The 23,967-nt window shown below is 52.0% G+C and carries 24 protein-coding genes and 1 pseudogene; 18 read left to right on the top strand and 7 right to left on the bottom strand.

What is annotated here, in order from left to right; all coding sequences use genetic code 11:
* Positions 1-234: 234 nt before the first annotated feature.
* From ACH50O_RS10555 to ACH50O_RS10565, 3 genes and pseudogenes are all read right to left on the bottom strand, one after another.
* Positions 235-774: pseudogene (locus tag ACH50O_RS10555) on the bottom strand (REP-associated tyrosine transposase); the annotation flags it as partial.
* Positions 775-867: 93 nt separating this feature from the next.
* Positions 868-1,419, bottom strand: a complete 552-nt coding sequence (locus ACH50O_RS10560) for a hypothetical protein (protein ID WP_446811972.1) — start codon at positions 1,417-1,419, stop codon at positions 868-870.
* Between the two features lie 535 nt (positions 1,420-1,954).
* Positions 1,955-2,701 carry a hypothetical protein gene (locus tag ACH50O_RS10565; protein ID WP_446811973.1) on the bottom strand — a complete coding sequence of 249 codons (747 nt, stop codon included), beginning with the start codon at positions 2,699-2,701 and terminating at the stop codon, positions 1,955-1,957.
* 177 nt (positions 2,702-2,878) lie between these two features.
* Here ACH50O_RS10565 and ACH50O_RS10570 point away from each other — a divergent pair, with 177 nt between their 5' ends.
* The 9 genes from ACH50O_RS10570 to ACH50O_RS10610 all read left to right on the top strand — a co-directional run bounded on the left by ACH50O_RS10570 (position 2,879) and on the right by ACH50O_RS10610 (position 12,656).
* Positions 2,879-4,138, top strand: coding sequence for a hypothetical protein (locus ACH50O_RS10570; RefSeq protein ID WP_446811974.1), 1,260 nt, complete (start codon positions 2,879-2,881; stop codon positions 4,136-4,138).
* Between the two features lie 26 nt (positions 4,139-4,164).
* Complete coding sequence (gene urtA / locus ACH50O_RS10575; RefSeq protein ID WP_446811975.1) at positions 4,165-5,463, top strand: urea ABC transporter substrate-binding protein; 1,299 nt, start codon at positions 4,165-4,167, stop codon at positions 5,461-5,463.
* Positions 5,464-5,618: 155 nt separating this feature from the next.
* Positions 5,619-7,283, top strand: a complete 1,665-nt coding sequence (gene urtB / locus ACH50O_RS10580) for an urea ABC transporter permease subunit UrtB (RefSeq protein WP_446812138.1) — start codon at positions 5,619-5,621, stop codon at positions 7,281-7,283.
* A 507-nt stretch (positions 7,284-7,790) separates the two neighbouring features.
* Complete coding sequence (locus tag ACH50O_RS10585) at positions 7,791-8,177, top strand: lysozyme inhibitor LprI family protein (protein WP_446811976.1); 387 nt, start codon at positions 7,791-7,793, stop codon at positions 8,175-8,177.
* Positions 8,178-8,553: 376 nt separating this feature from the next.
* On the top strand, positions 8,554-9,672 hold the full coding sequence (urtC, locus tag ACH50O_RS10590) for an urea ABC transporter permease subunit UrtC (protein WP_446811977.1): 1,119 nt from the start codon (positions 8,554-8,556) through the stop codon (positions 9,670-9,672).
* Positions 9,669-10,478, top strand: coding sequence for an urea ABC transporter ATP-binding protein UrtD (urtD, locus tag ACH50O_RS10595; RefSeq protein WP_446811978.1), 810 nt, complete (start codon positions 9,669-9,671; stop codon positions 10,476-10,478). Before urtC ends, urtD begins: the two co-directional genes overlap by 4 nt.
* Positions 10,478-11,251, top strand: coding sequence for an ABC transporter ATP-binding protein (locus tag ACH50O_RS10600; RefSeq protein WP_446812139.1), 774 nt, complete (start codon positions 10,478-10,480; stop codon positions 11,249-11,251). Before urtD ends, ACH50O_RS10600 begins: the two co-directional genes overlap by 1 nt.
* 228 nt (positions 11,252-11,479) lie before the next feature.
* A complete protein-coding gene (locus tag ACH50O_RS10605) occupies positions 11,480-11,785 on the top strand; it encodes a hypothetical protein (protein WP_446811979.1) in 306 nt (101 codons plus the stop codon).
* Between the two features lie 19 nt (positions 11,786-11,804).
* Complete coding sequence (locus tag ACH50O_RS10610; RefSeq protein ID WP_446811980.1) at positions 11,805-12,656, top strand: urease accessory protein UreD; 852 nt, start codon at positions 11,805-11,807, stop codon at positions 12,654-12,656.
* A gap of 1,200 nt (positions 12,657-13,856) precedes the next feature.
* Here ACH50O_RS10610 and ACH50O_RS10615 read toward each other — a convergent pair.
* Positions 13,857-14,117: a Txe/YoeB family addiction module toxin gene (locus ACH50O_RS10615; protein ID WP_446811981.1), complete on the bottom strand. Its 261-nt coding sequence runs from the start codon at positions 14,115-14,117 to the stop codon at positions 13,857-13,859.
* The gene (locus tag ACH50O_RS10620; protein WP_036278825.1) at positions 14,114-14,365 is read right to left on the bottom strand and encodes a type II toxin-antitoxin system Phd/YefM family antitoxin; all 252 of its coding nucleotides are present in this window, start codon (positions 14,363-14,365) and stop codon (positions 14,114-14,116) included. Before ACH50O_RS10620 ends, ACH50O_RS10615 begins: the two co-directional genes overlap by 4 nt.
* A gap of 129 nt (positions 14,366-14,494) precedes the next feature.
* Here ACH50O_RS10620 and ureA point away from each other — a divergent pair, with 129 nt between their 5' ends.
* The 3 genes from ureA to ureC all read left to right on the top strand — a co-directional run bounded on the left by ureA (position 14,495) and on the right by ureC (position 16,945).
* Positions 14,495-14,797, top strand: a complete 303-nt coding sequence (gene ureA, locus ACH50O_RS10625) for an urease subunit gamma (RefSeq protein WP_020482653.1) — start codon at positions 14,495-14,497, stop codon at positions 14,795-14,797.
* Positions 14,798-14,927: 130 nt separating this feature from the next.
* Positions 14,928-15,245, top strand: a complete 318-nt coding sequence (locus ACH50O_RS10630) for an urease subunit beta (RefSeq protein ID WP_446811982.1) — start codon at positions 14,928-14,930, stop codon at positions 15,243-15,245.
* Positions 15,242-16,945 carry an urease subunit alpha gene (gene ureC / locus ACH50O_RS10635; protein WP_446811983.1) on the top strand — a complete coding sequence of 568 codons (1,704 nt, stop codon included), beginning with the start codon at positions 15,242-15,244 and terminating at the stop codon, positions 16,943-16,945. Before ACH50O_RS10630 ends, ureC begins: the two co-directional genes overlap by 4 nt.
* Positions 16,946-17,039: 94 nt before the next feature.
* Here the strand turns inward: ureC and ACH50O_RS10640 are convergent, their stop codons facing one another.
* The gene (locus ACH50O_RS10640) at positions 17,040-17,609 is read right to left on the bottom strand and encodes a hypothetical protein (protein WP_446811984.1); all 570 of its coding nucleotides are present in this window, start codon (positions 17,607-17,609) and stop codon (positions 17,040-17,042) included.
* A gap of 87 nt (positions 17,610-17,696) precedes the next feature.
* Positions 17,697-18,053, bottom strand: coding sequence for a hypothetical protein (locus ACH50O_RS10645; protein WP_446811985.1), 357 nt, complete (start codon positions 18,051-18,053; stop codon positions 17,697-17,699).
* Between the two features lie 676 nt (positions 18,054-18,729).
* Here ACH50O_RS10645 and ACH50O_RS10650 point away from each other — a divergent pair.
* From ACH50O_RS10650 to ACH50O_RS10675, 6 genes are all read left to right on the top strand, one after another.
* Positions 18,730-20,172 (top strand): AAA family ATPase, encoded by a 1,443-nt coding sequence (locus ACH50O_RS10650; protein WP_446811986.1) that lies wholly within the window; start codon positions 18,730-18,732, stop codon positions 20,170-20,172.
* Positions 20,144-21,034: a DUF4435 domain-containing protein gene (locus ACH50O_RS10655; RefSeq protein WP_446811987.1), complete on the top strand. Its 891-nt coding sequence runs from the start codon at positions 20,144-20,146 to the stop codon at positions 21,032-21,034. The genes ACH50O_RS10650 and ACH50O_RS10655 overlap by 29 nt, the downstream gene beginning before the upstream one ends.
* Before the next feature lie 445 nt (positions 21,035-21,479).
* Positions 21,480-21,911 carry an urease accessory protein UreE gene (gene ureE, locus ACH50O_RS10660; RefSeq protein ID WP_446811988.1) on the top strand — a complete coding sequence of 144 codons (432 nt, stop codon included), beginning with the start codon at positions 21,480-21,482 and terminating at the stop codon, positions 21,909-21,911.
* On the top strand, positions 21,901-22,575 hold the full coding sequence (locus ACH50O_RS10665) for an urease accessory protein UreF (protein ID WP_446811989.1): 675 nt from the start codon (positions 21,901-21,903) through the stop codon (positions 22,573-22,575). Before ureE ends, ACH50O_RS10665 begins: the two co-directional genes overlap by 11 nt.
* A 118-nt stretch (positions 22,576-22,693) precedes the next feature.
* On the top strand, positions 22,694-23,311 hold the full coding sequence (gene ureG, locus ACH50O_RS10670) for an urease accessory protein UreG (RefSeq protein WP_446811990.1): 618 nt from the start codon (positions 22,694-22,696) through the stop codon (positions 23,309-23,311).
* 103 nt (positions 23,312-23,414) lie between these two features.
* The gene (locus ACH50O_RS10675; protein ID WP_446811991.1) at positions 23,415-23,960 is read left to right on the top strand and encodes a glutathione peroxidase; all 546 of its coding nucleotides are present in this window, start codon (positions 23,415-23,417) and stop codon (positions 23,958-23,960) included.
* The last annotated feature ends 7 nt before the right edge of the window (positions 23,961-23,967 follow it).

Consider the following 23,967-nt stretch of genomic DNA (forward strand, 5'->3'; position numbering starts at 1 on the left):
AAAGAAAAGGCCACCCGGAATTCCGCCTTAATCCTGCGCTTCTCGCTTTTGCCGAGGGTTTTCGGAAGGGCCATCCTTGGCCCTCCGAAAACGAGCTGCATTCCTGCCGCTCCCCTATCGGGCTGTTCTCGCCAAAAGCTGCGATGCTCGGGGCGGAATAACGGGAGGAAAACCATCCCGATTCGTAGGCGTAGGGTGGGCACGGCTTTTTGTGCCCACGCGGACAGACCGCTCTTCCCCCGCAACCAATTCATCAACACCATCACCGCCCCAATCCATCGAATACACACCTTCCTTAACATAACGATGAAACGTCGAATAAGGCCACTCGCTTACCCGCTGGCAATAACCATGCTTCACCGGGTTGTAATGAATGTAATCCATATGCCGGGCAAAATCGGTTTCATCCCGTATTTGATGCTCCCAATACCGACATTGCCATAAGGTCGATTCCCGATGTTTGTGCTTGGACGCATTGATCCATTCGGCCCGCCGATATGCGTCACCACATGCCACGCTCACCTGCCGTTTGATGATGCCCCAACGAGTTGCAAAATCTCCATCGCCAACCGGCAATGTCCAAATGCAATGCAAATGGTCCGGCAACAAAACCCAAGCATCAATGGTAAACGGCCGTTTCGCACGAGTGCTTGCAATCGCCTTGCGCAAAGCCCCCCGTATCGGTTCATCGCATAAAATCGTCTGCCGCCGATACGTCACCACCGTGAAAAAATACGTTGCTCCGGGATTTTGCGAGCGGCGGTAACGGGACATTTTTGGTTGTTAATTTTCGGTGGTTAAATCAGGGTTTGTGGTTTCCCCGCGTGGGCACAAAAAGCACGTGCCCACCCTACGCAGCTTACCAAATCAATTAATACCTAATACTAAAACTAACAACCCCAAAGCTCCCAAAAGTCCTTGGCACAAAAAGGCATAAAACTGAATATTAAAAAGTCGCACTAATCTTTTTTCGCTTGCTAATTGATCCACACAGCCATGCTCGAAAGAGTTTTTCATGATCCTACGTAATGGAAGGGTAAAGACCGATACCATTTCCAAATTCAATTCATTCAATGAAGACGTCATACTTTGTATCGTTTTTATACCCTCCGAAGAAATGAGTTCTTCATAAACTTCTTCAGATAGCGATAAAGCTGCTGACAAAGCGATACTGAGATGTTTGGTGATAACACCGGCTAGCAATGAAACTACTAGTAAAGCCAAACCCCACTTTAGACTCGGTGCAGAGAGCACTTTCGATATGGTTTCTACCTTAACGACAATTGCACCCAAGATCGCCGCGGTTCCTGTAAGAACCCAAGTGGCGAATTCGCCTACTGGCGAACTTATAGAAAGGACCCTTAAATAGATTAAACGAATAATATTTTGTTCTGGAGTTAAATGATTTCGAAGTTTCATTATTAATTTAAGATGTGTTGGTAACTAAAGACATGTTACTAACATAATTTCATGAATGCTCCAATAAAATGAAGACGATCAACATCATCTAAACTCTTGCAATCTCGAGACGGGGTTGATCCCGTTATTCCGCCCCGAGCATCGGAGCTTTTGGCGAGAATAGCCCGCAGGGGATCGGCAGGGATGCCGCTCGTTTTCGGAGGGGCTGGGAAGCCCCTTCCGAAAACCCTCGCCAAAAGCGAGAAGCGCAGGATTAAGGCGGAATTCCGGGTGGCCTTTTCTTTGGATACTTTCTTTTGGCCAAGCAAAAGAAAGTATCTCGGCTGTCGGGCCGAGACCCGACATTAAAACCAGCCGTCGCGCCAGCGACACCTTCTTACCCCCTCATCCTAGCCTTCTCCTTTATGCCCTGTGGGGACTGAGGGAGAAGGAACAGGCCTTCCCAATAATAGGATCAACAAGTTCTAAAACACAAAAATCAAATCCACCATCCCTGGCCCTGGATGCCCGCATCCCTGAGATGCATAACAACCAATCACTTCCTCTCATGCCCAAACTGAAATATCACCGGCGTTCCCTGGTTATGAATAATAATCTCCTTCTTCGGCTCATCAGCAATGGCTGCCGGCTGCGCTGCCGTACCCACTCCAGACGCTGCAGCAGGAACTTCCCGAACCTCCACCCGCACATCCGGCATCCATTTGGGTTTGAACAGTTCGGTTTTCACGCGACCGGGTTGTTTCGGCAACGGCGCATGTTCCAGTACATCCAGACAGGCGGTGCCGATCTGATCCACCAATTTATCGACAATCCGTGCCGGCAACATGTCCTTGTCCAAGGCATGGGCGCTAAAGGTCGATTCCCGTTCTAGCAATACGGCTTGATTGCCGGTATCGCGCAAGGTGCAGGTAATAGGCAACACATCGGCTTTTTGGAAATCGGTCGCGCGCGGATCGGAGTTACCGCTGGAAAAGGAAAAACCCACCGGCGTTTCACGGTGGGCGACTTTGCCCAATTTGGCCTGCAAGCTATAGCTATATGGGCCTTTGGTTGCTAACGGAAACTCCCACTCCGCCAAATTAGCCCGCACGCGTTCAACTATCGGCGCGGCGTCAATTGGCATTGCAAATTGCCGCAGGTTGTCTTCCGCCAACACAAACTCGATAGCCTGCAACGGTTTAACGGCATCGGCCGCCGGCTCGGCCGACGCCGGATGGTTTTGCATCAATGCCGATAAAGCCAGGCCGGCAATAAAACCAATATCGGATGTTTTTTTCATCATCGTAAATCTCCCAAGTTAAGCCGCACTCTACGGAAGCCGCCTATTACCGGCCATACGTCAAATGACTGATGAGTCATTCACCCGATTGTGGCGCTGCCGGCAAAATTCAACAATCTCCCCGACGTTTTCAATCGCCATCGCCGCCGGCAATGGTTTGTTTAATCCAGATAAAGGGGAATGCAAATGACTGGTTTTAACCCACAAAAATTAAGCGGCCGGGCCATCGGCTTGCTGAGCGGGGTGGCTTTGGGTGCCATCGGCCTGGTACAGGCGCCGGAAGCGCAGGCCGGCGCGACGTTTAAAATCGACGACACCAAATGGGTCAGCGTCGGCGCGGGCTTAAGGACCAGCTTCCGCGCCCAGGAAAGCGGCGCCGGGGCCAATGGCGAAAAATGGAATAACGACTTCAACCTGGACAATATCCGTTTATATATCAACGGTCAGATTCACAAATACCTGAAAGTTGAATTCAACACCGACTGCCAAACCTGCGGCAACGGCGGCGAAGTGCGGGTGCTGGATGCGATCGGTAAATTCGAGGTAACGCCTTACGCCAATTTGTGGGTAGGCCGGATGCTGGTTCCCGCCGAACGCCGGGAAATGAACGGTCCGTTTTATAGCGCGGTATACAACATTTTCTCCGCCGGCACCCCGTTCGAACCGGCCGACTACAACCTGACCATCGGCTCCAACGGCAACTCTGCCGGCTCATTCGGCCGCGACGACGGTGTCACCTTCTGGGGCGCCGTACTCGACGGCCGTTTCCAATACGCGACCGGCTTCTTCCGCGGCTTGCGCGGCGGCGCCAATGTAAACCACAACATCCTCTACGCCCAACGCTTTGCTTATAACTTCTGGGAAGTCGAAAAAAACCCCGGCTACTACACCTCTGGCACTTATTACGGTAAAGGCGGCGACATTCTGACAGTCGGCGTCTCCAATCAATATCAAGAAGGCGGCGCCGGCACGGCGGCTGATCCGGGTAACTTTCGCGGCACCACGGCGGACGTGTTGATGGAAAAAGTCTTACCCGGCGGCGGCGTCGTTACGCTGAACGGCGAATACAAAAACTACGGCATTTCCAATGGCTTCAGCCAGGCAAGCCGCGACGCCGACGTACCTTTCTCCAGCAATACCTTCGGCATGTTCGAGGGCAATGCCTACGATGTCAGCGGTATGTATCTGTTCCCGCAAAAAATCGGTATCGGCCAGTTCCAACCTTATCTGCGTTACGTCAACGTCGCACCTAGCACCAGCAGCACCCGCGAAGTCTACGAAGGCGGCGTCAACTACATCATCGACGGCCACAACGCCAAAATTTTTGCCGCCTACCAATACGGCGATCTGTTGACCAAAGGCGTCGCCAGCGACTTTAAATCAACCGACTCGGGTACAAACGCCAGCCAGGTCATGGTCGGCTTCCAATGGCAAATCTAATTTTCTAATAACAGAGGACTATCACGATGAATTTACTGAGCAATCCCTTACGTAAACTGGCACTGGGCGCCGCGCTAACGTCGCTGCTGCTAGGCGCCTCGACCGCCCGCGCCGAAGACACCATCAAAGTCGGCGTGCTGCACTCCCTCTCCGGCACCATGGCGATCAGCGAAACCACGCTAAAAGACACTATGTTGATGCTGATCGACGAGCAAAACAAAAAAGGCGGCCTGCTGGGCAAGAAGCTGGAAGCAGTGGTGGTCGATCCGGCCTCCAACTGGCCCTTGTTTGCGGAAAAAGCCCGTGAGCTGATCACTAAAGACAAGGTCTCGGCTATCTTCGGCTGCTGGACTTCCGTATCGCGCAAATCGGTATTGCCGGTCATCGAAGAGTTAAACAGCATCCTATTCTACCCGGTGCAATACGAAGGCGAAGAGTCGTCTAAAAACGTGTTCTATACCGGCGCCGCGCCCAACCAGCAAGCGATTCCGGCGGTCGATTACCTGATGAACGATCTGAAAGTGCAACGCTGGGTACTGGCCGGTACCGACTACGTCTACCCACGCACCACCAACAAAATCCTGGAAGCGTACCTGAAATCCAAAGGCGTTAAACCGGCGGACATCATGATCAACTACACGCCATTCGGTCATTCCGACTGGCAAAGCATCGTCGCCGACATCAAAAAATTCGGCTCTACCGGCAAGAAAACCGCAGTGGTTTCCACTATCAACGGCGACGCCAACATTCCGTTCTACAAAGAGCTGGGCAATCAAGGCATCTCTGCGGAAAAAATCCCGGTCATCGCCTTTTCTGTAGGCGAGGAAGAATTGTCCGGTATGGACACCAAACCCTTGGTCGGCCACTTGGCGGCCTGGAACTACTTCATGAGCGTCGATACCACGAAGAACGCCGCGTTCATCAAGGAATGGAAGGACTACATCAAAAATCCGAAACGCGTCACCAACGACCCAATGGAAGCCCATTACATCGGCTTTAACATGTGGGTGAAAGCCGTCGAGAAAGCCGGCACCACGGATTCTGACGCGGTACAAAAAGCTTTGATCGGCGTCGAATACCCCAACCTGACAGGCGGTATGTCGAAAATGCTGCCTAACCATCACATCAGCAAACCGGTGTTGATTGGCGAGATTCAAGACGACGGTCAATTCGTTACCGTCTGGCAAACCAACAAACTGGTCGATGGCGACGCTTGGTCCGACTTCCTGCCGGACAGCAAACCGATCATCGCCGACTGGACCGCGCCTATCAGCTGCGGCAACTACAACACCAAAACCAAAAAGTGTTCAGGACAGAACTATTAACAGCGGATGTTACCCGCGAGGTTCACGGCAGGATGCCGCGGGCCTCGCCCCCCAAAAGAGGCCAGACGATGCACACACCCCGTTTTAGAACCCGTTTAAAAACGCCGTCCGGCTCGCACCCGGCTTACCGTTCCCCCAAGGACAGCTTCTTGAGCATGATGACTATAGCTTCTACTCAGGCCGGATTGAGAGCCGGCGGCGTTTTTAAACGGCTTCCACAACTGGCCGCTTGGCTACTGGCGATAATATGCCTTAGTGCGCAACCGGCCTTGGCCCAAGACGCCGGCAGCGCGTTGGAACAACTCAGAACAGGCAGCATGCCGGAGCGTGAGCAAGCCATCGAAACCCTGGGCGGCGACAGCAATAACCTGAAGCTGCTGCAAGCCCTGCAAGATGGCAAATTGTTCGACTTCAAAACCGAAAGCAAACTGGTTCTGGCGCAGGAAAGCGCGACCGGTTACCAACTCAGCGATCCGCTCAGCGGCGCGGCATTGGCGGAAGTTGAACGCAGCGCGGTAGGAAAAATCAGCTTAAACAACAAACTGCGCGGCGTGCTGCGCAAAACCATCGCGCTGCTGCAATTGAACGACGCCGATCCGCTGCTGCGCCTGATGGCCGTGCAAGCATTGGCCAATGAAATAGACGACAAAGCCGTGATTTTATTGCGCGATCATCTGGCCACCGAAACCAACGCCGACATCAAAAGCGCGATTAATAAAATGCTGTTATTGCAAGACATCAACAGCCCGGAAAAAGACCAACGCATAGCTGCTATCGCCGCCTTAAAAGACCTGGACAGCCAGGACGTGGTCAACAAACTGCAAGCGGTCATCGAGAAAGACGCCGACGGCAATTTCCTGGAAGCCGACAGCGACGTACGCAATTTGGCCGAAGCGGCACTGATCAAAATCCGCGAACGCATGCAAGCTTACGCCGCCGCCGAAACCGTGTTCTTTGGCTTGAGTCTGGGCGCGGTGCTGGTGCTGTCAGCGATTGGTCTAGCCATCACTTTTGGGGTAATGGGCGTGATCAACATGGCTCACGGCGAACTGATGATGCTGGGCGCTTACACCACTTACGTGATGCAACAAATCATGCCTAATTATTTGGGCACGGCCTTGATCTTGTCGATCCCGATGGCGTTTTTAGTTGCCGCCTTGGTGGGTATCGCCATCGAGCGCGGCATCATTCGCTTCCTGTACGGCCGGCCGCTGGAAACACTGTTGGCCACTTTCGGTGTTAGTTTGTTTTTACAACAAAGCGTGCGCTCTATCTTCTCGCCGCTGAACCGCAGCGTCTCCACACCCGAGTGGATGAGCGGCTCGTGGCAGATCAACGACTTCCTCTCGCTGACCTGGAACCGCTTTTACATCCTGATCTTCTGCCTGCTGGTGTTTACCGCGCTGCTGCAAATCTTGAAACGCACAAAATTGGGATTGGAAGTACGTGCCGTCGCGCAAAATCGCGGCATGGCGAGGGCCATGGGCATCCCCACCGCACGGGTAGACGCGATGACCTTTGGTTTGGGTTCCGGTATCGCCGGCGTGGCCGGGGTAGCCTTGAGTCAGATCACCAACGTCGGGCCGAATCTCGGTCAGGCTTATATCGTGGATTCGTTCATGGTCGTGGTGTTTGGCGGCGTGGGGAATTTGTTCGGTACCTTGGTCGCTGGGTTTTCGCTGGGCATTGCCAATAAGGTGTTGGAGCCTTATGCGGGGGCGGTGTTGGCGAAGATTTTAGTGTTGGTGTTTATTATTTTGTTTATTCAGAAGAAGCCTAGGGGATTGTTTCCGCAGAAAGGGAGGGCTGCTGAGTCTTAAGGTTTTGGGGTTTGTGTCGCTACCGCGACGGGTTGTTTTGAAGTCGGGTGTCGGCCCGACAGCCGAGATACTTTCTTTTGCTTGGCCAAAAGAAAGTATCCAAAGAAAAAGCCACCCCGCCGCCGCTTGCTTCCTGCGCTCCTCGGGTTTGAACGGGGTTGCCTGAAGGGGCTTCCCAGCCCCTACATGCAACGCGCCGCATCCATGCGACGCCCCTAGCGGGCTATTCCGTTCAAACCCTGCGGTGCTCGGCGCGGCAGAGGGGAGTATATACCTCGCGAGATTTTGAGTGGATGGATAGCTTGACTATGGTAAGAATTTGTAGGATGTGCCGACGATAGGAGGCGCATCGCTCGCGACAGATGCGCTTCGCATTCGCTCAGCACATCCTACGGGCTAGCCGTCATATGCGCCGAGTTGGAACGAGAGAAAGCTTATTGGATGTACAAAACGAAGAGATAACTCCTACACTCTGTTGACACACGATTCAAGTTACGGGGGGTTCCAATGAAAATGGTCGTTTTGCAATTTATCCTAGTGTTATTTCCGTTAAACGCGTTTTCAAATGAATGCGACGAACTTCCAACAGGTAGTGGAATAAGGTCCGACTGTGATGCTAAATCATCTTTAGAAACTACAGAAAAAGATCTAGATGTTACATATAGAAAGTTATTGGAAATTCTTTCTAAGTCAGACTCATATAAAAAACAAGCTGACAATTTAGTGGAATCTCAAATGACTTGGATGAAATATCGAGAACAGTTTTGCTCTGTTCAGGCAGATATTAATGGAGGTTCATCATCATGGGTTGCATCATCCTACACATATTGCAAGTCAGGTATGGCTGAACAACAAATTAGAGAATTGAATAATATTTTAAGTAATTTCGAATAGGAGTCGTAGGGTGGACACTATTAAGTGCCCAAGCGGAGTCCACAGCCAACGGTGGGCAAAGTTGCCCACCCTACGCAAATCTGGGCGGCTGAGGTTGTTTGATCCCGTATGCCGCGCCGAGCACCGAAGTTTTTATCGAGATCAGCCCGAAGGGGCAGCGCATGGATGCGCTGCGTCGGCGGCGGGGCTGGGAAGCCCCTTCTGCCGACCCTCGATAAAAGCTTCGGCGCGCAGGATAAAAGCGGCATCCGGGTGTCGTTTCTTTTGGGTACTTTTCTTTGGACAAGCAAAGAAAAGTACCTCGGCTGTCGGGCCGAGACCCGACTCCAAAAAAGCCGTCGCGATAGCGACACTTTAAATTAGACGGAAGTCAAAAATGAATATTACCAATCTGACCCAAGATAAAACCTACGCTTCTGTGCTAATCGCCCTAGCCAGCGTCACCCTATTAATCCCCCTCTGTAACCTAATCTTCCCCGAAGACTCGGCCCTACATTTCTCTGCTTACAGCGTATCCCTAATCGGCAAATACCTCACCTTCGCCCTGCTCGGCCTGTCGCTGGACATGGTCTGGGGCTACGCCGGGATTCTGGTTCTGGGCCAGGGCGCATTCTTTGCTTTGGGCGGATATGCAATGGGCATGTATTTGATGCGGCAGATAGGCACCCGCGGCGTCTACGGCAATGCCGAACTGCCGGATTTTATGGTGTTCCTAAACTGGACCGAACTACCTTGGTATTGGCATGGCTTCGAGAACTTCGGTTTCGCGATGCTGATGGTATTGCTCGCGCCCGGTTTGCTGGCCTTCGTGTTCGGCTGGCTGGCGTTTCGTTCGCGGGTGACCGGCGTTTATTTGTCCATCATCACCCAAGCGTTGACTTACGCATTGTTGCTGGCTTTCTTCCGTAACGAAATGGGCTTTGGCGGCAACAACGGTTTGACGGACTTCAAAGACATCCTGGGCTTCAATATCCAATCCGAAGCGGTCCGCTCGGTGTTATTACTAATGACCGGACTGAGCCTGATCGGTGCTTTGCTGCTGTGCCGCTGGATTGTGAACAGCAAGCTGGGCCGGGTGGTCACCGCGGTTCGCGACCAGGAATCGCGGGTGCGTTTTCTCGGTTACCGGGTGGAATTGTTCAAACTCTGGGTATTCGTGTTCGCGGCGATGCTGGCCGGGCTGTCCGGGGCGCTTTACGTGCCGCAGGTCGGCATCATCAACCCCAGCGAATTCTCACCACTCAACTCGCTGGAGATCGTCATCTGGGTCGCGGTCGGCGGACGCGGTACTTTGTACGGCGCGATCATCGGCGCAGTGCTGGTCAATTACGCCAAAACCGTGTTGACCGGTCTGATGCCCGATGCCTGGCTGTTTTGCCTGGGCGGCGCCTTCATCCTGGTCACCTTGTTAATGCCCGACGGCATCGTCGGCCTGCTGCGCCGTCGCAGTAAACCCAAACCCACTCTTAACGCTACCGGAGGACAACCGGCATGATGATCTCGGCTGCAACTACCACAGAAGGCGGCGCCAGCCTGCCGCTGGACGGCGAAGTCGACGCCCGCCACGGCCCTATTCTGTACATGGAAGACGTCAGCGTCAGCTTCGACGGCTTCCGGGCGCTAAACCATTTATCCCTGTACATCGACGACGGCGAATTGCGCTGCCTAATCGGTCCCAACGGCGCCGGCAAGACCACGCTGATGGATGTGATTACCGGCAAAACCAAGCCCGACAGCGGCTCGGTATTCTTCGGCCAGACCATTGATTTGCTGGAACTGGACGAACCGGCTATCGCCCAGGCCGGCATTTGCCGCAAGTTTCAAAAGCCCAGCGTATTCGACGCCTTGACCGTGTTCGAGAATCTGGAACTGGCTTTAAAAACCGACAAACGCACTTGGCCGACTTTATTTCATAAACTCAACAGCGAGCAACGCGACCGCATCCAGGACGTCTTGCAAACCATCGCCCTGCCCGCTCAACAACGGCAATTGGCCGGCGCGCTGTCGCACGGCCAAAAGCAATGGTTGGAGATCGGCATGCTGCTGATGCAAGACCCGAAAGTGATGCTGGTCGACGAGCCTATCGCCGGCATGACCCATCAGGAAGTCGAGCGTACCGCCGAATTGTTGTTGTCCCTGCAAGGCAAGCATTCCATCGTGGTGGTCGAGCACGATATGGAATTCGTGCGCAGCATCGCTCGCAAAGTGACGGTGCTGCACGAAGGCTCGGTGCTCACCGAAGGCACCATGGACGAAGTCCAAAACGATACTCGCGTGATTCAAGTTTACCTGGGGGGATGATGTTAAATATCAGCGCATTGCAACAATACTACGGCGCCAGCCACACCCTGTGGGACCTGGATTTGAGCGTACCGGCGGGCGCCTGCGTCTGCCTGATGGGCCGTAACGGCGTCGGTAAAACCACTTTACTGAAAGCCATCATGGGCCTGTTGCCGGTCGCGGACGGCAGCATTCAATTCGACGGCGTGGAACTGGCCAAAGCCAAAGCCGAATCCCGTGCCGAACTGGGCATCGGTTACGTGCCGCAAGGCCGGGAAATCTTTCCGCTATTAACCGTGGAAGAAAACCTGAAAACCGGCCTGCGCGCCGCCAACAAGCACGGCATCAAAAAAGTCCCGGACAGTATTTTCGAGATTTTTCCGGTGTTAAAACAAATGCTGAAGCGCCGGGGCGGCGACCTGTCCGGCGGCCAGCAACAGCAATTGGCGATAGGTCGGGCGCTGGTATTGAATCCGCGCTTGTTGATTTTGGATGAACCCACCGAAGGCATCCAGCCCAACATCGTCAGCGAAATCGGCGACGTGATCATTCGTCTGAACAAATCGCGCGGTGTGTCCAGCCCAATACCCAAACCGGAAACCGGCGAAATCCACCAAGCCATCGATCGTATCCATAGAGAACTGGGCGTGACGGTATTGCTGGTCGAACAAAAACTGCCGTTTGCGCGCAAAGTGGCCAATCAATTCTGCATCTTGGACCGTGGCCGGCATGTGGCGGTGGGGGCGATGAACGAATTGGCAGACGATATGGTGAAGCGGTATTTGACGGTATAACTGCAATACACATAAGGTGGGTAGCCGCCATCTCCCGCTGGACGACTGCACGGACGCAGGAGGTAGGGCAACGCTGGTAGCAGTTGCCGAGAAGGTTGGGTGAGGAGAATTAAAAAGGGTAAATTACTTGATTCCCTCATCCTAACCTTCTCCCTGAGGGAGAAGGAAATATCTGTCTAAACTTTACGGCATTGCCCTACCGATTACATCCATTTGGGAGAACTTACGATGAATTCTAAAAAATATCTATCTGCTTTCAGCGCCTTGCTTTTGATCTGGTCGATGCGCGGCGAAGCACACGACAGTCACGAAGCCATGATGCAAGGCGGCAACTTTCTGCAATTAACCCGCGCTTTAATCCATCCGATATTGGAAACCCCTTATCTCCCGGCCTTGCTGATTAGCGCATTGATTTTGGGATTGGTACTTGGCCCGGTTATATTGCACATAGTTCGGCGCCCGATTGGCACTATCCCGAATCAATCTGCCCTCAAGTTGAAAACAGCCGTCGCGCCGAAGGCTAATAAACTGTAAATCAATCGCCTCAGCCGCCATGCGTCCAGACTTTGCTGTCCCTTCCAATACTGACTCCATAGCCGATTCATCGGCCTGGGAAGCCGAATTGAAACTGGGCTTTGCCCAACGCGGCGACAAAACCGTATTGGGCAAACGCCAGCATCGCGGCCCATTAACCGTGCAACGGCCTTTTTATCCGGAAGGCGGCGTCTGCCATGTGTACTTGCTGCACCCGCCCGGCGGCGTGGTAGCCGGCGATCAGTTGAGCATTACCGCCGATGTGGAAGCCGATGCTCAAGCGCTCATCACCACGCCCGCCGCCGGCAAGTTTTATCGCAGCGGCGGCGGCGAAGCACAGCAAACCGTCAATTTAACAATCGGCGAAAACGCCAGTTTGGAATGGTTGCCGCAGGAAACCATTGTTTACCAAGGCGCTAAGTTGAATTCTTCTATGAATATCGATTTGGCCGATCACGCCCACTTCATCGGCTGGGAAATCTTGGCCCTGGGCCGCCCCGCTGCCGGCGAAGGCTTCGACAACGGGGCCGCCAGCCTGAACTGGCGCATCAGCCTCGCCGGGCGCTTGGTCTACATGGAGCGTTTGCGCCTGGATGCAGCAGCATTTCAAGCCCGCTGGGGTTTGTTCGGGCATTCGGCTTGCGGAACGATGTTTGTTTATCCGGCGACGGCTTCGCAGTTGACGGCGGTGCAAGAAATGATTGGGGATGAGGCTAATCGCGGGGTGACTTTGATTGAGGGTTTGTTGATTTGTCGTGGTTTAGATCGTCGGGCGGATTTGTTGAAGGGGTTTTTTGAGAGGGTTTGGGGATTGGTAAGGGGGGATGTGGTTGGCAAGGCCGTTTGTGCGCCGAGGATTTGGGCTACGTGAGATTTTGTTTTTGCTAGGGTTTTAGCTCCCTCTCCCCCTTGAGGGAGAGGGTTGGGGTGAGGGGTATTTTTGGTGTCGCTGCCGCGACGGCTTTGTTTTAATGTCGGGTCTCGGCCCGACAGCCGAGATACTTTCTTTTGTTTGGCCAAAAGAAAGTATCCAAAGAAAAAGCCACCCCATGCCGCTTAGATCCTGCGCGCCGAAGGGTTTGAACGGGGTTTTCGGAAGGGCTATCCCTAGCCCTCCGAAAACGAGCGGCGTCCCTGCCGCTCCCCTGCGGGCTGATCCGTCCAAACCCTTCGGTGCTCGGCGCGGCATCAGGGGAGAAAACCGTGGCGCGGAGAAAAGTTGTTGGATAAATTTGTATTTTGGGTTTCAAGTTCTATCGTAGGATACCGACGATAGGAGGCTAATCTGTCGCGAACGATGCGTTTCAATTTGTTCAGCCCAGCTTGCGAACTTTCAAATTCAAAAATCGCCCATGAACATATTTATTATTAAAGTTTTTTGTACTTACATCATTATCTATAAATGTTGGGCTAGTTGGAATTGCGTTCTTTAAGCATCCGGGAATGCATGACGAGTTTTCAAGTTATGGAGGCACAGAACTAGTACTTTCAATAGGAGTTTTGTTGTTGCTTGCGGGCGTAGCATGTTGGCCTTGGCTTTTGGCACTGTCACAGTTAAGTGAAAAGATGACTATTTCGAGAATAGTCTTTTCGATTTTAAGTACTTTATCAGCAGTGTATTTTTTTATACCTAGTCCTCTTCATCCATCCGAAGCACTTACATATGCGCTTGTCGCTCATTTATTTTCTGTCTGGTGTTCATATCCCTTGTCGTTGTTCTCAAGAGTTTTTCAAAATGACAATAACTAGCGTGGTAGATACTGTTATCCAGATTTTAGTACTTAAGATTTTGGGAGGGTTTTCTCCCCTGATGCCGCGCCGAGCACCGAAGGGTTTGGACGGATCAGCCCGCAGGGGAGCGGCAGGGACGCCGCTCGTTTTCGGAGGGCTAGGGATAGCCCTTCCGAAAACCCCGTTCAAACCCTTCGGCGCGCAGGATCTAAGCGGCATGGGGTGGCTTTTTCTTTGGATACTTTCTTTTGGCCAAACAAAAGAAAGTATCGCGGTTGTCGGTCCGCGAACCGACATTTAAAAAACCGTCGCGGCAGCGACACAACATAAACAACCAACGTCAATACTCATAGTGAAACCGCAACTGCGCAATCAACAACGAATCCCCGGCAACTTTATAAACGATCCGATGCTCGTCGTTAATTCGCCGCGACCAATAGCCGGACAAACCGTGTTTCAAAGGTTCCGGCTTGCCGATGCCCTCGAAGGGCTGGCGCTGGATTTCCTTGATCAGTTGGTTGATACGCTTAAGAATGGCCTTGTCCGTGGTTTGCCAGTAAAGGTAGCTATCCCAGGCATCGGAGGAAAAGGTGATTTTCACTCGATTAGTTCGCGCTCGGTGCCTTGGCCGGATTCCAACTCGGCGATGGATTCCAGCAAGCGGCGGGCGTTGGCTGGCGAACGCAGCAGGTAGGCGGTTTCCTCCATGGCTTGGAAATCTTCCAGAGACAGCATCACCACCGGGGATTCGCTTTTGCGGGTGATGATGATGGGGGCATGGTCGGCGCAAACCTTGTCCATGGTTTTAGCCAAATTGGCGCGCGCGGCGCTGTAACTGATGGCGTCCATTGATGCTCCTGTTGTACGAAAAAGTGTACGATAGCTTAACGCCGACGGTTGGCTACTGCAAATTGGAAAAACGCGTGGGCACGATTAAACGTGCCCACCCCACGAAAACGTCACATTAACGAAACGACTATGCAATTAACCCCCAGAGAAAAAGACAAACTCCTCCTCTTCACTGCCGCCCTCCTCGCCGAGCGCCGCAAAGCCAGAGGCTTGAAACTCAATTACCCGGAAGCGGTGGCCTATATCTCCGCCGCGATCATGGAAGGCGCGCGCGACGGCCAGACCGTCGCCGAATTGATGGCTTATGGCCGAACACTATTGAGCATCGACGACGTGATGGACGGCATCGCCGAGATGTTGACCGAGGTGCAGGTGGAGGCTACGTTTCCTGACGGCACAAAATTGGTGACGGTGCATGAGCCGATTGTTTAGTCATCGCGTGGGCACAAAAAGCGTGTGCCCACCCTACGAAAATCTGTCGGAACCGCTAGAAAACCCAATATGTAGGGTGGACACGATTTATCGTGCCCACGCGGAAAACCAAATATAAAAGGAGCCCCCCATGATCCCCGGAGAAATCTTCCCCGCCGCCGGCGACATCGAACTCAATGCCGGCCGTGCGACCGTTAAAGTCCTGGTCGCCAACAGCGGCGACCGACCGATTCAGGTTGGCTCGCATTATCATTTTTACGAAACCAACCCGGCTTTGCATTTCGAGCGCAGCGTGGCTTTGGGCTTTCGGCTGGATATTCCGGCGGGTACCGCCGTGCGTTTCGAGCCGGGCCAGCAGCGCGAGGTGCAATTGGTGACCTTCGCCGGCAAGCGCGAGGTGTACGGCTTTAGAGGTGAGGTAATGGGCGCACTGGAGAAAACCGCATGAGCAAGATTTCGAGAGCGGCTTATGCCGACATGTTCGGCCCCACCACCGGCGACCGTCTGCGGCTGGCCGACACCGATTTGATTCTGGAAGTGGAAGCCGATTACACCGTCTACGGCGACGAAGTGAAATTTGGCGGCGGCAAGGTGATCCGCGACGGCATGGGCCAAAGCCAATTGGGCAACGATCAGGCCGTGGATTTGGTAATTACCAACGCGCTGATCATCGATTACTGGGGCATCGTCAAGGCCGATGTCGGCATCAAGCAGGGGCGAATTTTCAAAATCGGCAAGGCCGGCAATCCTGACATTCAACCCGGCGTGGACATCATCGTCGGCCCTGGCACGGAAGTCATCGCCGGCGAAGGCCAGATTTTGACCGCGGGCGGCATCGACGCCCATATCCATTTCATCTGCCCGCAGCAAATCGAGGAAGCGCTGTGTTCCGGCGTGACCACGATGATCGGCGGCGGTACCGGTCCGGCGACCGGCACCAACGCCACCACTTGCACACCGGGGCCGTGGCATCTGCAACAAATGCTGACCGCGCTGGACGGCTTGCCGATGAACTTTGGCTTGTTGGGCAAGGGCAACGCCAGCCTGCCCGGCGCACTGGAAGAACAAATCAAAGCCGGGGCAATGGGCCTGAAACTGCACGAAGACTGGGGCACCACGCCGGCGGCGATAGATTGCAGCCTGGGCGTGGCCGACGATTACGACGTGCAGGTGGCGATCCACACCGACACCTTGAACGAATCTGGGTTTGTGGAAGACACCTTCGCCGCCTTTAAGGGCCGCACCATCCATACCTACCATACCGAAGGCGCCGGCGGCGGCCATGCGCCGGACATCATCAAGGCCTGCGGTTTGAGTAACGTCTTACCGTCATCGACCAACCCGACCCGACCTTACACGGTCAACACGGTCGACGAGCATTTGGACATGTTGATGGTCTGCCATCACCTCGACCCCAGCATTCCGGAAGACGTGGCTTTCGCCGAATCACGCATCCGCCGCGAAACCATTGCCGCCGAAGACATCCTGCACGACTTGGGCGCGTTTTCGATGATCTCCTCGGACTCGCAAGCCATGGGCCGAGTCGGCGAAGTGGTGATCCGCACTTGGCAGACCGCGCACAAGATGAAGACGCAACGCGGCGCGCTGGGTAGCGACACTGCGCAAAACGACAACTTCCGCATTAAACGCTACATCGCCAAATACACCATCAACCCAGCCATCAGCCACGGCATCGCCCACGAAGTGGGTTCCGTCGAAGCCGGCAAACTGGCGGATCTGGTGCTGTGGCAACCGGCCTTTTTCGGCGTTAAACCCAGCCTGATCATCAAAGGCGGCCTGATCGCCGCCGCGCCGATGGGCGACGCTAACGCTTCTATCCCCACGCCGCAGCCGGTGCATTACCGGCCGATGTTCGGCAGCTTCGGCCGCACCGCCGCCCACAATTCGATGATCTTTTTGCCGCAAGTAGCGGTGACCTCCGGCTTAGCTGGCCAATTGGGTCTACAAAAACGGGTGGGTACGGTGAAAAACACCCGGACTATCGGTAAGGCGGATTTGAAGCTGAACGACTATCAGCCGGTGATGGAGGTTTGTCCGCAAACTTATCAAGTACGGGCAGATGGGGAGTTGTTGATTTGCGAACCGGCGGTGGTGTTACCGATGGCGCAGCGGTATTTCTTGTTTTGAGATGGGTCAGGGTTTTCGGTAGAGCCATCCGTGGCCCAGCCGAAAACAAACTGTATCAGGCGGAAGCGATCGCGGCATTTGCCATCAGTTAAAACTAAGAACCTGGGGTATTGTTTTTGTGCGGTAGAACCGGTTCATCCGAGGTGGTTACGCCGGCTTCGATTTGGTGAGCCATGGCTTCTATGATTTCCGGTGGCGCACCGGATTGCTTTAGGCTTTCGCGTAACTCAGCGCTCAATTCCGCGCTAGTTCGTTCTGCTACCGGTTCTCCGGGCTGAACGGGGCCAGCAGATTCTTGTTCTTTCAGAGTCTGCTCCAGCTGAGCAATTTGCTCTTCCGGTAAGTGGTTGGCCCGCATCGATGCGATCATCTCGGCATTGGCCTCGCCACGAGCCGCCTCGTCCTGAGGTGACAAGGGGTTGGCAAGCTCGGCTAGCTGTCGCTCGTGGGGGGGCAATCGCGCCGCCGAAGACATTCCGGCATTCATTGGCGAAATACGGAGATTGCTATTTTCGCCGATTTCAATGGCAGGAGCCGGAAGCGAAGCGGTTTTTTCCGGCCGGGCCACGGATTGGCTCTCGCTGGGACCGGTAAATTGCTGACCGGCAAAATATCCGCTCGCAAAAACACTAGCCACACCCATTATGGAGACAATTTTATTCATGATCTTGACCTTTTGGTTGAGTTTGCTCAGAGCGGAATCTCGGTCGAATAAGCCGGACCAAAGATTCCGCATGATCGGATGCAGCGATTAATACTCGTACAGATAGGTTAAAGTACCCAAGTAGCGGTAAGAGCCGGAGGTTGGGCAGGCAGCAGTGCCTAAGTCACCATACAAATAGTAGGTTTGATGGTTTTGCAGCGCCAATTTGGCCTGACTCAAGGCGTTTTGATTGTAGGTCACGAAGTAATTGGTATAGGCCGGCAACACACTGTGCTCCGGTACGGTGTAGATATAGCCGTATGTCGTACCGTTAACGTTATATTCGTAAACACCGGTGACATTCACCCAACCGGCGGAACAACTCGCCGCATTGGCCGCACTGGCGCCAAACATGGAAGCGGCAACGATAGATAGCATTAAGAATAGATTTTTGATTGTTTTCATGACCTTCACCTTTTGTAAATTAAACACGAGAGTTGAGGAATTAACGCTGTACTTGCTTCTCGGGTAAAAATTGGCTTTCCCGGAAATTCAAGGGCAGCGTGTCCGGCGGCATTAGCGCTTCTGTTTTGGTGGCTGCGTAATTAGCGGGGACGGTGTTAATTTAGGGAAATCGGGGGGAGTTCTCTGTTAACTTGTTGGCTGGGAAAGTGTGAGGTTTTTCACAGTTTTAATGGGTTATGGTGAAAGCTTTGCTGGGTTTTGGTTTTTTGTTTTTTGTGTCGCTATCGCGACGGGCAGTTTTAAGTCGGGTCTCGGCCCGACAGCCGAGACACTTTCTTTTGCTTGGCCAAAAGAAAGTGTCCAAAGAAAAGGCCACCCGACATTCCGCCTTTATCCTGCGCTTCTCACTTTTGGCGAGGGTTTTCGGAAGGGCCATCCCTGGCCCTCCGAAAACGAGCGGCATCCCTGCCGCTCCCCTGCGGGCTAATCTCGCCAAAAGCTGCGATGCTCGGGGCGAAATAACGGGAATGCTTCACTCCAACGGTTATTGCGTGTAGCAAAGGCTTTTTGGTAGGCTGAGTTGGAACGATAGCCTACATCGCTGGGTTTCGCTTTGCTCTACCCAGCCTACGGACTATTGTTATTTTCTATGCTTTTGCATAATTCAAGGAATATTATGATACGAATATCCAGTTTCTCAATTGAGGCATTACATGGATTATACAGTTACCGCGACTGTAGCCTCAGCAACCTGTCTAGTGACCTTATAATTTTATATGGTGATAACGGCTGCGGAAAAACAACAATATTATATTTATTGTTCCACCTTCTATCTTCTCAGACCAATAAAGGCCACTTAAACTCAATAGCTAAGGTGCAATTTAAACATGTGCGCGTTTTTCTTTCTGATGGAAGTGTGGTAAGCGCAGAAAGACACGATAACTCAAACAGCTTGCCAATTTTATTTAAAATACAAAGAGCTAATTCAAAGGGCGTTGAGTATAGCTTTATTCCAGAAACACTTAGAAATCAATCTCTGTTAGATATTGTTGAAAGAGAAATGCAAGGAAAAGCCAGTGCTAAAGCCACAAAATCCGTCAAAGAAAAACTTTATCAAAAGAATTTATTAAATAGCCTGCAGTATTCTTTATTTAATGTTGATGATGACGCCCATAAAAAATACCTTAATGCGTTGCAAGACTTACAAATCACTTGCTATTTTATGGCTGCCGACAGGAGAATGGCATGTGATTCGATTGAAGATACTAAAGCACCTTCATATCAGCAAGCTAATGAAAATTCTGGCACAGATTTAATTACACGTATACGCACGCAATATATAAAAGAAGCCTTAAACAGTGCAGCGAAATATATAAATAGACAAATAATAGGTGCGTCCAACACAGGGTCAAAAAGCACAAATGATATTTATGCAGATCTAATTTATAGAATTTCTACGGAAAAGTTTTTTGATGATAATTCTACTTCTAATGTAGACGACCTAGTAACGAGCTTAACAGAACTTTCTGCGCAAAATAGGAAATATTCAGATTTAGGTTTAGCACCCGAGCTTGATTTTATTAATATAAATAAGGCCATCAAAGAATCCTCAACTGGAAACGGAGTTATTTTAAACAAAATTCTTTCACCTTATATCGATAGCTTGACTGCAAGATTGAAAGCACTACAGCCAGTTGGAATGGTAATTGAGAATTTTCTAAACACATTAAACAGCTTGTTTAAGCATAAAACCATTAGCTTTTCTCCTTCCAATGGCTTTATGATTTATGGCACTAACGGAGGTGAGCCACTTGGTCCTGAAAAGTTGTCTTCTGGAGAACAGCAGTTGCTTTTATTGTTTTGCTACCTATTGGTTGCCAAAGATAAACAGAGCATATTTATCATCGACGAACCAGAGATATCGTTAAACATCAAATGGCAAAGAGAGCTTATAAATGCGATGCGCGAAATAATTAGCGATTCGAGCTTACAGATTATTATCGCTACACATTCAATTGAGTTATTGTCTCAACACGACGACATGGTTATTGCTCTCGATCCTGAAATATATAGGACAGATGGTCATAAATATGGAATTACCAAAAAGAACGATCAATGAAACAAGGGTTAAATTACGCCTAGAAAAAACCATACAGGAGGTTTATGTAGAAGGAACATTTGACAGGGATATATATAGATGGATTTTCAAGCACCTAGGATTTGCTAATTTGTGCGTGTATCCTATATCAACTTTAGATATACCAGACTCGGCTCTTGAAGAACATGGATTAACATCAGGCTGCAGGCAACGTGTAATAGCGGCCGCAAAAAAATTAGCATCTGATATAGACCTTCACTCGCAGATTATTTTTGTAATAGATTCAGATTTAGACTATCTATTAGAAAAAGCAAACTACGCTCCACCTCTCCATGGCACCAAAGGAACGAGCATTGAATTAATATTTTGGAAAAAGGATATTATTCTTAAGTTTTTGTCATTAGGAATTGGATGTGGAAACCCAGAAAAAAAATGGGACGAGCTAATGTACTTTATTGAGCCAATAGTACATGAAATATGCATTTTCAGAGCGGCTAAAGAGTACATAGGCGCCAATTGGAAACTGATAGACATTCAAGATGTTATTAAAAAAAAGGAGCCATTCTCTTTTGAAAATTATTGCAATAAAGTTGGCGACAAAAATGCTGCGCGACAGGAAATAGCAGAAAAGTTACCCGAAGCCATTGATATATTGACTATTAGAGCTGAAAAACTTGATTCATCAAAAAAACTTCATGGACATGATCTTGTCGCTGCATTAGGCCGAAAACTTCATATTGACGGATTTAGTCATAGCTTCTTAAAAAATACTGATGATTTGACAAGAGTGCTTATGGCATCCTTAGAGTGGTCTTTTGTCAATACTGACGAAACTATTCAGATGTTTCAACAAATACTAAAAAACTCATTGGAATCTGATTAGAAACCCGCGCTTTGGTTGTGAATCGTTAGGTTAAACGCATTCCGGAATTGGGGCATCGGAACGATAAAAAACAAGACAGCTTCAAACTTGGGAACGGTTTTTATCCCCTGATGCCGCGCCGAGCACTGGAGGGTTTGGGCGGATCAGCCCGAAGGGGCGCGGCAAGGACGCCGCCCGTTTTTCGCAGGGGCTGGACGCCCCTTCGAAAAACCCCGCTCAAACCCTTCGGAGCGCAGGATACAAGCGGCATGGGGTGGCCTTTCTTTTGGTGACTTTTCTTTGGCCAAACAAAGAAAAGTCACTCGGCTGTCGGGCCGAGACCCGACTCCCAAACAACCCGTCGCGCTAGCGACACAACACCAATGAAAGCTAGAGCTTTCGAGACATCGTTCCCAAGCGGGAGCTTGGGAACCAGCGTGCCAAGCAAAATCTAACCAAAACAAATATGCTAAAACTCACCGAAACCACCCAAACCCAAGAACCCCCTGACGACACCCTAACCCTCCCCTTCGAAGCCCGCCAAAAATCAAGACAACCCGCCACCACCAAAGGCGGCATCCAAGTCGGCGTGTTCCTGCCAAGGGGACAAACCCTGAGACACGGCGCAATCCTCACCAACAGCCAAGGCTTTAAAGTACGCATTGATGCCGCCCCGGAACAACTGTCGGTGGTGAAATGCACCGATCAACTGCTGTTTGCTAAAGCGTGTTACCACCTAGGCAACCGCCACATCGCCCTGCAAATTTTGCCGGATGAATTGCGCTATCTGGCCGATCACGTGCTCGATCAAATGCTGGTCGGTTTGGGATTGACGGTCGAACATCACACCCTGCCCTTCGAACCGGAAAGCGGCGCGTATCACAGCCATGGTCACTGATTTATCGCTGTTAAGGCTGCTGCAACTGGTCAGCCCCGGTTTGCCGATCGGCATGTACAGTTATTCGCAGGGGCTGGAACGCGCAGTGGACGATGGCTGGCTTACCAACGCCGAGCAAGTTGACGGCTGGCTGCAAGGCTTGTTGCAAAACGGTTTGGGTTTGGTCGATGCACCGATTCTGGCGCGGCTTTACGATGCCTGGAGCGTTGACGACATGGCGGCGGTTGAACATTGGAGCCAAACCCTGACCGCCTGCCGGGAAACCGCCGAGTTGCGCGCGGAGGATAGACAAACCGGCCAGGCGCTAGCGCGCTTGCTGGTGAATTTGGAATTACCTGAGGCCAATGACTGGCTAAAACGCCCGGATGCGACCTTGGGGACCATGTTCGCGTTGGCGGCGGCACGCTGGCAAATCAGCAAAGCCGATGCTCTCATCGGCTATTTGTGGGGCTGGTTGGAGAATCAGGTGTTGTGCGCGGTCAAATTGGTCCCTCTGGGGCAAGTGGCCGGGCAGCGGCTATTAAAAAATCTGGCCGACGAATTGCCGGCTTTGGTGGAACGTGCTTTAAACCTAAACGACGCCGAAATCGGCGGCAGTTGTTTTGGTTTGGCCTTGGCTAGCAGCCGGCATGAAATGCAGTATTCGCGGCTGTTTCGCTCGTAAAACTTACGCCAATTGATTTGATGAACAAGGTAAAAATATTCTGAAATTGTCAGGGAGCGCTGCGCGTACCCTGACCTACCCTTTTAAATAACCCAAACACCATCTTGAGAAAAATACTATGAGCGACAAACAAATATTAAGAGTAGGCATCGGCGGCCCGGTCGGCTCGGGCAAAACAGCATTGGTAGATGCCTTGTGCAAGCGGATGCGCGACGATTATGAGATCGGCGTGGTCACCAACGATATTTATACCCGCGAGGATCAGCAATTCTTGATCCGTAGCCAGGCCTTGCCGGAAGAGCGGATTTTAGGTGTAGAAACCGGCGGCTGTCCGCATACCGCCATCCGCGAGGACGCCTCTATGAACTTGGCAGCGGTAGACGAACTCTGCGAGCGCTGGCCGGAGCTGGATTTTGTGATGGTGGAAAGCGGCGGCGACAATCTCAGCGCCACCTTCAGCCCGGAATTGGCCGACCTGACTATCTACGTGATCGATGTGTCGGCCGGCGACAAAATTCCGCGCAAGGGCGGCCCCGGCATTACCCGTTCGGATTTGTTGGTGATCAATAAAATCGATCTGGCGCCATACGTCGGCGCGTCGCTGGAAGTAATGGACCGCGACGCGAAGAAGATGCGCGGCGAGCGGCCGTTTGTATTCACCAACATCAAAGCCGGCAATGGTTTGGACGCGATAGCCGACTTTATTATCAAACAAGGCATGCTGCAAACTCACTGATTGCAGGAACCGGCCATGCCCTGCCATGACACGGTAAACCGCTAAGCGGACCGGGTTGACTTTGCCCCTAAGCTGGTATGCTAACAGTCAATCAGGAGGAATGATGATGAAGGTTCTATTGTTAGCCGCCAGCCTGTGGCTGTGTTCACTGTCCATAGCCGAAGCAGAGCCTTGCCCCGATTTGTTGAATTACAAAATGACTAAATTACGCTCCAGCGAGCAAATCGATTTTTGTCAGGCTTTTCAGGGCAAGGTGATCCTGGCCGTCAACACCGCCAGCAACTGCGGTTACACGCCGCAATTCAAAGGTCTGGAAGCCTTATACCAAAAGTATAAGGATCAGGGCTTGGTGGTGGTCGGCTTTCCGTCCAACGATTTTAATCAGGAGTTCGCCGAAGCGGAAAAAACCGCCAACGTCTGTTACATCAATTACGGCGTCACCTTCCCGATGCTGGAAAAAAGTCAGGTGAAAGGCGCCGCGGCGAACGGCTTTTTCCAAAAACTAAGCAAGGCCACCGGTCAGGCGCCGGCATGGAATTTTCATAAATATTTGATCGCTCGCAATGGCACTGCCGTGACCGCCTTTTCCAGCGAGGTGACGCCGGAACAGCTGGATGCAAAGATCGGCGCCTTGTTATCGGAGAAATAAAGCGATA

The sequence above is a fragment of the Methylomonas sp. 2BW1-5-20 genome (assembly GCF_052474515.1).

Coding starts and splice junctions, on each gene's coding strand:
- ACH50O_RS10630 (WP_446811982.1), top strand. CDS start 14,928: ATGATCCCCGGAGAAATCTTCCCCGCCGCCGGCGACATCGAACTCAAT.
- urtC (WP_446811977.1), top strand. CDS start 8,554: ATGAATATTACCAATCTGACCCAAGATAAAACCTACGCTTCTGTGCTA.
- ACH50O_RS10560 (WP_446811972.1), bottom strand. CDS start 1,419: ATGAAACTTCGAAATCATTTAACTCCAGAACAAAATATTATTCGTTTA.
- ACH50O_RS10665 (WP_446811989.1), top strand. CDS start 21,901: ATGGTCACTGATTTATCGCTGTTAAGGCTGCTGCAACTGGTCAGCCCC.
- ACH50O_RS10650 (WP_446811986.1), top strand. CDS start 18,730: ATGATACGAATATCCAGTTTCTCAATTGAGGCATTACATGGATTATAC.
- ureA (WP_020482653.1), top strand. CDS start 14,495: ATGCAATTAACCCCCAGAGAAAAAGACAAACTCCTCCTCTTCACTGCC.
- ACH50O_RS10620 (WP_036278825.1), bottom strand. CDS start 14,365: ATGGACGCCATCAGTTACAGCGCCGCGCGCGCCAATTTGGCTAAAACC.
- ACH50O_RS10605 (WP_446811979.1), top strand. CDS start 11,480: ATGAATTCTAAAAAATATCTATCTGCTTTCAGCGCCTTGCTTTTGATC.
- ACH50O_RS10640 (WP_446811984.1), bottom strand. CDS start 17,609: ATGAATAAAATTGTCTCCATAATGGGTGTGGCTAGTGTTTTTGCGAGC.
- ACH50O_RS10570 (WP_446811974.1), top strand. CDS start 2,879: ATGCAAATGACTGGTTTTAACCCACAAAAATTAAGCGGCCGGGCCATC.
- ACH50O_RS10600 (WP_446812139.1), top strand. CDS start 10,478: ATGTTAAATATCAGCGCATTGCAACAATACTACGGCGCCAGCCACACC.
- ureE (WP_446811988.1), top strand. CDS start 21,480: ATGCTAAAACTCACCGAAACCACCCAAACCCAAGAACCCCCTGACGAC.
- ACH50O_RS10565 (WP_446811973.1), bottom strand. CDS start 2,701: ATGATGAAAAAAACATCCGATATTGGTTTTATTGCCGGCCTGGCTTTA.
- ACH50O_RS10675 (WP_446811991.1), top strand. CDS start 23,415: ATGATGAAGGTTCTATTGTTAGCCGCCAGCCTGTGGCTGTGTTCACTG.
- ureG (WP_446811990.1), top strand. CDS start 22,694: ATGAGCGACAAACAAATATTAAGAGTAGGCATCGGCGGCCCGGTCGGC.
- ACH50O_RS10645 (WP_446811985.1), bottom strand. CDS start 18,053: ATGAAAACAATCAAAAATCTATTCTTAATGCTATCTATCGTTGCCGCT.
- ACH50O_RS10610 (WP_446811980.1), top strand. CDS start 11,805: ATGCGTCCAGACTTTGCTGTCCCTTCCAATACTGACTCCATAGCCGAT.
- ACH50O_RS10585 (WP_446811976.1), top strand. CDS start 7,791: ATGAAAATGGTCGTTTTGCAATTTATCCTAGTGTTATTTCCGTTAAAC.
- urtD (WP_446811978.1), top strand. CDS start 9,669: ATGATGATCTCGGCTGCAACTACCACAGAAGGCGGCGCCAGCCTGCCG.
- ACH50O_RS10655 (WP_446811987.1), top strand. CDS start 20,144: ATGGAATTACCAAAAAGAACGATCAATGAAACAAGGGTTAAATTACGC.
- urtB (WP_446812138.1), top strand. CDS start 5,619: ATGATGACTATAGCTTCTACTCAGGCCGGATTGAGAGCCGGCGGCGTT.
- urtA (WP_446811975.1), top strand. CDS start 4,165: ATGAATTTACTGAGCAATCCCTTACGTAAACTGGCACTGGGCGCCGCG.
- ureC (WP_446811983.1), top strand. CDS start 15,242: ATGAGCAAGATTTCGAGAGCGGCTTATGCCGACATGTTCGGCCCCACC.